General features: G+C 77.5%; 5 protein-coding genes and 1 pseudogene. All 6 read left to right on the forward strand.

Annotated elements, in window-relative coordinates; all coding sequences use genetic code 11:
* The 6 genes and pseudogenes from ACWDR0_RS24915 to ACWDR0_RS24940 all read left to right on the forward strand — a co-directional run bounded on the left by ACWDR0_RS24915 (window position 1) and on the right by ACWDR0_RS24940 (window position 6,476).
* The gene (locus ACWDR0_RS24915) at window positions 1-1,011 is read left to right on the forward strand and encodes a FecCD family ABC transporter permease (RefSeq protein ID WP_456353979.1); all 1,011 of its coding nucleotides are present in this window, start codon (window positions 1-3) and stop codon (window positions 1,009-1,011) included.
* Window positions 1,008-1,944, forward strand: a pseudogene (locus tag ACWDR0_RS24920) (ABC transporter ATP-binding protein). Before ACWDR0_RS24915 ends, ACWDR0_RS24920 begins: the two are co-directional and overlap by 4 nt.
* Before the next feature lie 55 nt (window positions 1,945-1,999).
* Window positions 2,000-2,146, forward strand: coding sequence for a streptamidine family RiPP (amiA, locus tag ACWDR0_RS24925; protein ID WP_456353980.1), 147 nt, complete (start codon window positions 2,000-2,002; stop codon window positions 2,144-2,146).
* A gap of 258 nt (window positions 2,147-2,404) precedes the next feature.
* Window positions 2,405-3,523 carry a hypothetical protein gene (locus ACWDR0_RS24930; protein WP_456353981.1) on the forward strand — a complete coding sequence of 373 codons (1,119 nt, stop codon included), beginning with the start codon at window positions 2,405-2,407 and terminating at the stop codon, window positions 3,521-3,523.
* Window positions 3,520-5,097 (forward strand): CocE/NonD family hydrolase, encoded by a 1,578-nt coding sequence (locus ACWDR0_RS24935; RefSeq protein ID WP_456353982.1) that lies wholly within the window; start codon window positions 3,520-3,522, stop codon window positions 5,095-5,097. Before ACWDR0_RS24930 ends, ACWDR0_RS24935 begins: the two co-directional genes overlap by 4 nt.
* A complete protein-coding gene (locus ACWDR0_RS24940) occupies window positions 5,094-6,476 on the forward strand; it encodes a YcaO-like family protein (RefSeq protein ID WP_456353983.1) in 1,383 nt (460 codons plus the stop codon). Before ACWDR0_RS24935 ends, ACWDR0_RS24940 begins: the two co-directional genes overlap by 4 nt.
* Window positions 6,477-6,951 lie beyond the last annotated feature (475 nt).

The raw sequence follows: 6,951 nt of genomic DNA on the forward strand, positions 1-6,951 counted from the left end.
ATGAGACGTCTGCTGCTGCTCTGCGCCCTGGTCGTGGCCGCCGGGTGCGCCGGGATGGTCGCCGGGCGGGCCCTCGGCCCGGCCGGGGTCTGGGAGGTGCTGGGCGGCGGCGGTTCGCCCCTCGACCGGCACATCGTCTACGAACTCCGGCTGCCTCGCGCCCTGGTGGCGCTCACCGCGGGCGCCTGCCTCGGGGTCGCGGGCATCGTGCTCCAGTCCGCCCTGGCCAATCCGCTCGCCGCGCCCGAGGTGACCGGTGTCGCCCCGGGCGCCGTCCTGGGGGCCGTCGTCGCCTCGGGAGCCGGGCTCGCCGGGTGGCGCTCGCCCGGTGCCGTGGTCGTCGCCGCCGTCGTCGGCGGGTTCGCCGGAGCCGGGCTGCTGTGGCTGCTCGCCGGACGGGAGCGCTCGGACCCCTTCGGCGCCGCCGTCTACGGAGTCCTGGTCTCCGCCGTACTGTCCGGCGCCACCGCCATGGTCCTGCTGGCCGCCCCGGGCGAACTGGGCAGTGTCGTCCAGTGGCTGGTCGGCTCCACCGAGGGCCGGGTCATGGACCACTGGAACCTGCTCTGGCCCTGGGCGCTCGGCTGGCTGCTCGCCGCCTGGGCCTTGGCGGCCCCGCTGACCCTGCTCCGCTGCGGCGACGACGAGGCCGCGGCCCGGGGGCTGCCCACCGGGCGGATCCGGCTCGCCGCCCTGGGGTGCGCGGTCGCCCTGACCGCCGGGGCGGTGGCCACCGTCGGCGCCCTCGGCTTCGTCGGACTGATCGTCCCCCATCTGGCGTTCGCCCTGCACGGCGCCGACCTGCGAACCGCCCTGCCGGGCGCGGCGCTCACCGGCGCCGCCGTGGTCGGCGGCGCGGACGCCACCGCCCAGGCGCTCTCCCGGCTGCTCACCGACACCCTCGGAGCCGACCGGCTGAGCGTACCCACCGGGGCGCTGACCACCTGCGCGGGCGCGGCACTGCTGCTGATCGTGGCCCGCCGTATCCGCGAAGAGGAGACACCGGCATGACCACGACGGAACCGGACCGCGGACGGAGCGGCGAGGCACCGCCGGAGCGCACGGAGCGCACGGCGGCGAAGGATCGGCCGGAGGGGCCGGAGGCGCCGGCCGGTGGCGGGGGAGCGGCGGTCCGGGTCGCGGACGTCCACTTCGGCTACCCGGGCCGGGAGGTGCTCCGCGGTGTCTCGCTGACCGTACGGGACGGCGAGTCCGTCGCCCTGATCGGCCTCAACGGCTGCGGCAAGAGCACCCTGCTCCGGCTCTGCGCCGGGCTGCTGCGCCCGTCCCGGGGGCGGATCCTGCTCGGCGGGGACGATGTCACCCGCCTCCCGCGCCGCAACGCCGCCCGCCGGGCCGCGCTGCTCCACCAGTCGGCCTCGCCCGTCGCCGGGATGACGGTACGCCAACTGGTCGCCCAGGGGCGGTACGCGTCCCGGGGGCCGCTCGGCATGCTGCGCGGCGGCGACGACGCGGTCACCGCCCGGGCCATGGCCGACACCGGGACCGGCGGCTGGGCGGACCGCCCGGTCGCCTCCCTCTCCGGAGGCGAGCGCCAGCGGGTCCGGCTGGCCATGGCGCTGGCCCAGGACACCCGGGTCCTCCTCCTCGACGAACCGACCACCTATCTCGACCTGCGGCACCAGCTCGATGTGCTGGCGACGGTGGACCGGCTGCGGCGGGAGCGCGGTCTGACGGTGCTGATGGTCCTGCACGACCTGAACCAGGCGGCCCGGTTCGCCGACCGGATCGTCGCGCTGCGGAACGGCGTGGTGGCCGCGGACGGCCCGCCGCGCGAGGTCGTCACTCCCGCGCTCCTCTCCGGAGTGCTGGGGGTGGCCGGACGGGTCGGCACCGATCCGCACGGCAACTGGCCGGTCTGTTACCCGGATCACCCCGTCCCGCTCGCCGAAGGCATTGCGGAATGAAAATCATATTCATTAAGGTGAAGGTGTGTTCGCGACCGCGGGCACACCCGATGAGGAAGGGAAATTCCGCCGTGGACCAGCACAAGGTGTTCGCCCCGATCGCCGACCCGGCCCAGCTCGCCCATCTGTCGGCCAGCCACTGCAACGCGCTCGTCGAGAACCCCTTCGACGACGCCGCCGTGGCCGAGGCGGGCGCCGAGGCCGTCGCGGGCGAGTGACCGCACACCGCACACCGCACACCGCATGACGGCATGACCGTATGACCGGCCGGTACCGGGCGCCGTTCCCCGAGCGCGCCCGGTACCGGCTGCCGGGCCCGTCCGTACCCCGCGCGGTCGCACGGCCCTTGCGGCCGCGCACCCGTGCCGCCCGGATCCCGTGCCCCCCGGGCACCGCGGAGAACCGGTACTCCGCGGAGAACCGGACACCACCGTGGAGAAGCCGGCCGTGGACGAACCCAGTTGAGGAGACCGTTCGTGAACACCCCCCGCCTGACCGCCGGTACCGCCCTGGTCGCCGTCCCCGGGAGGGGCCCGGCCCTGCGCACCCCCGACGGCACCTTCCTCCGGGTCGACACGGCGGGACTCCCCGTCGAGGACCTCCTCCGCCTGTTCGGCGGCGCGCTCCCGGACCGGGGGCCCGGCGGCGGGCGTACCGCCGAACAGGCATACGGCGGTACGGATTCCGCCCAGGTCCCCGGTTCGGGCGACGACGACGGCGGTACGGCAGCCCGGCGGGAGGGGGCGCCGCCCAGTGAAGGTGGTGCGGCCGCCCGGCGGGGGAGCGCTCCGCCGCCCGGCGACGGCGCGCACCCCGCGACCGGCGGGCCCGCCCGTACGGACCGGCTGTTCGCCGCCTTCGAGGAGGCCGGATACGCGACCCGGAGCCCGGCCGCCCCCGCCGACCCGGACACCCCCCTCGCCGGAATCACCGTGCTCCTGCTGGGCGATCCGGTGCTGACCCGCCCGGTCGCCCGGCTCGCCCGCGAGCTGGGGGCGGAACCGGAACCGGCCGCCGCCGGTGATCTGCCCGGGCGGGCCGCGCCCGGCGGCCGTACCGCCGTCGTCTGGTGCCTCGACGGCCCGGTACCGGCCGGTCTGTGGGACACCGCCGACCGGCTCTCCCGCGACGGTGTCCCCTGGGCGCGCTGCCACCGCGAGGGCGCCGTGGTCTGGCTGGAGCCCCCGGCGTCCGGACCGTACGGAGTCACCGCGGCGGACGTCCGGCTGCGCAGACTCGCGGCCACCCCGGCCCACCGCGAACTGGCCGCCTACTGGGCCGGATCCCGGACCCCCGACAATGGCCCCCGGCACACCGCGGCCTCGGCCGCCCTGACCGCCGCCCTCCTCGTCCACGATCTCGCGGAGTTGCTCCGGCGCGGCCCGGCACACCTGCCGCCGGTACTGCGCCGCACCGACCTGCGCGATCTGACCACAACCATGCACCCGGTCCTGCCCGTGCCCGCGTGCGCGCCCCTCCCGGAGCCGGCCGACGGCGGCGGGACCGCCCGGGCCGTGGACCACGGCCCCGGGCCCCGGACGGAGGCCGCCCGGACCGTTCCCGGGTCCGCCCCGCGGCCGGGCGCGGCGTCGTGACCCTGACCGTCCGGGTGCCCGCCGGCGGGGTCCGCCTCGCCGCCGACGTCCACCTTCCGCCGCCGGACCCGGCCCGGCGCCCGTACCCCACCGTCCTCATCCGCACCCCCTACGGCCGCCACGCCCATCTGCCCGAGGCCCGGGCCTGGGCCGCGCGCGGCTTTGCCGCCGTGGTCCAGGACGTCCGCGGCCGGTACGGCTCCGGCGGTGGCTGGCAGCCTTACACGCACGAGCGTGCCGACGGCGCGGCCACCCTCCGCTGGATCCGTGAACGCCCCTGGAGCGACGGCCGGATCGTCGCCGCCGGATCCTCCTACGCGGCCTACTGCGCCCTGGTGACCGCCGTCCACAAAGACAGCGACGGCGACGACAACAGGGAAAGCGACGGTCACGGCGGCGGAGCCGACGCGGTCGTCGCCGCCGTACCCGCCCTCGGCACCGCCGAGACCGCCCGCGAACCCTCCGGCGCCGAACGCCTCCTCGGCCGGGCCGGCTGGTGGGCCGCCCACGGGGACCGCGCCGACTCCGACCCCGCCGCGCTCGACCACTTGCTCCACCGCGACCCCGGACTCCTGGCCCACCTCCCCGTCACCGACCTGCCCGCCCGGCTCGGCCGCCCCCTGCCCTCCTGGCCCGGCGTCTGGCGGGCACCCCGCACCGGGTACGTCGTCGGCCGCGCCCCCGCCGCCCCTACCCCCCTGCTCGCGATCGGCGGCACCCACGACCCCTTCGCCGCCGACACCCTCGCCCTGTGGCGCGCCTGGGGCGGCCCCGCCGCACTGCTCCTCGGCCCCTGGGGCCACCGGCTGACCCGCGACCCCGGCCCGGGCGCCCGCCCCGAACACCACGTCGACCTGGGCGGGCTGACCGCCGACTGGGCCCGTCAGGTGTGCCGGGGCCGCACACCCGCCGGGCGGCGCGGCGCCGTCGCCCTCGCCGGATCCCCGTCCTGGTACCCGGCCGCCGCCCTCGCCGGACCCGACACCGTCCGCCGATTCCCCCTCGCGGGCGGCCCGCTGGGCACCACCCTCCTGTACGGCGCCGAGTTCCGCGCCGACCCGGCCCGCCCCGTACGCTCCGACGATCTGCGCGCCGATCCGCCGCGATCCGGCGAGGACCACCCCGACCGGGCCCTGTTCGTCACCGCGCCCCTGACCCGCGCCACCGACCTCCTCGGCACCGCCGCCGCCGAACTGCACGCCACCGCCGACACCCCCGCCGCCGACTGGTTCGTCCGGATCGTCGCCCTCCGGCCGGACGGCCGCGCCGAACCCCTCGCGCTCGGCACCGCCCGCACCGCCCACCCGCCCGGCGCCTGGTCCACCGTCAGGGTCCCCCTCGGCCCGCTGGCCCGGCGGCTGCCCGCGGGCACCCGGCTCCGGACCGAGGTCACCGGCCACCACTTCCCCGCCCACGCCCGCAACCCCCACACCGGGGAGGACCCCGTCACCGCCGTCCGGCTGCTGCCCTCGCACCGGGCCCTGCGGCCCGCCGCATCCGCGCTGCTGCTGCCCGTCGCCGAACTGCGCGGCTCCGAAGCCGTACCGGACCTCTCCCAGGAGATATGCACATGACCACCGCGACCGGTCCCGCGCCGCTGCCGCTGGACCATCTCACCGACCCCGTCTGCGGCATCGTCCGCGATGTCCGGCCCGTACCGCACCCCGCCGGGGCCCCGCCCCGCTACACCGCCGTGACCGCGGAGGTGTCGGACGCCCGCCGCTTCGGGGCCTGGCCCGCCGACCGGGTCTCCCTCGGCACCACCTTCGGCGACCCGGAGGGAGCGCGGATCGCCGCCGTCGCCGAGGCCGTCGAACGCTACTGCGGCAACCGGCTCCCACCGCCAGGCCACCCGTCGGCCCCGCGCCGAGCCACCGCCGCCGAACTCACCGCCGAAGGGCGCCGGGTGTACGGCCCCGGCGAGGTCCCCGCGTACGCCGACTGGCAGTACGCCCGCCCCGGCTTCCCCTACCGGCCCCTCACCCCGGACACCCCCGCCCTCTGGACCCCCGCCGACGAGAACGGGCGGCCGTGCTGGGTGCCCGTCGCCCTCAGCCACCTCAACTGGCGGCAGGGCCCGCTGCGGCGGCTGCCCCGCACCCACCACCTCAACTACGCGGGCATCGCCACCGGCCGGGGCCTCGACGACGCCGCCGAACGCGGACTCCTCGAGATCGTCGAACGCGACGCCCTGGAACTGTGGTGGCGGCTCGGCGGACCGACCCGCGGCATCGACCCCGGCTCCGTACCCGGACTCGCCGACGACCTCGCGGGCTGCGCCCTGGAGGTCCGCGTCGTGGAACTGCCCTCGGAGTTCGCGCCGTGCGCCGCCGCGCTCGTCCACGATCCGGAGCGCGGGCTGTACGCGGCCGGGTTCGCCTGCCGCTACGACCCGGCGGAAGCCGTTCGCAAGGCGGTCCTCGAAGCCGTCCACACCTGGGTGTTCACCCAGGGCACCACCGACCCGGACGGCTGGGTCTTCCGCGCCGTCGACGCGGGGCTCCTCGCCCGCGGCCTCTACTTCGACCACCGGGCCGACCGGCGCTATCTCGACGACTGCGGCGACGACTTCGCGGCCGTGCGCGACCTCGGCGCCCAGGTACAGGTCTGGCTGGACCCGCGGACGGAGCCCCTCGCCCGCCGCTTCACCCGGCCCGCGCTCGGCACGGTCCCCGTCGGCGATATCCCGCCCGGCGACCGGACCCGCCTCCACGCCGCCCTGGCCGAGCGCGGGCACCGGATCCTCACCACCGACCTGACCACAGAGGACGTGGCCCGTACCGAACTGCGGGTCGTCCGCACCCTGGTCACCGGACTGATCCCGAACGCCCCGGCCGCCTTCGCCTACTTCGGCAGCCCCCGGTTCGCCCGGGCCGCCCTCGAACGCGGCTGGCGCTCCGAACCGCCGATACGCGCGGACGACTTCACGCTCGTCCCGCCGCCCCACATGTGATGGCCGCGACACAGGGGCTCCCGGCGGCCCGGGGCCGTACGCCGGGACGGCCGGGGGAGCCGCGCCGGGCGGCCGGGAACCCCGGCACGACGGGTGCGGGCCCGGGAGATACGGAAACGGGCGGAGTGGCGGGCGGTACGGCGCCGGGCGGCGGGGCGACGGCCCCCGACAGCGCCACCCCACGCCCGGGCGGGCCGCAGTGCGCCGGGCCCGAGCCCGGTGCCGCGGCGTACGGCCGGCCGTACCCCGGACGGCAGCCCGACGGGCCGAACGCCGCAGGTCCGGGCACGCCCGGTGCGCCGTTCCGCGGCGCGACGGGGCGCGTGCCCGGCGCCGCGGCGTGCGGGGAGTGCGACCGGCCGCACTCCGCCGGGACGGCCGAGCCGGGCGCGCCGGTGTGCATACTCAGTGGTAGGGGGCGATTGCTCATGCAACAGGTGGGGGTTCAGTGCTCCGTATCCATTTCTCCGGCGAC

It is taken from the genome of Streptomyces sp. NPDC003691 (assembly GCF_053981115.1).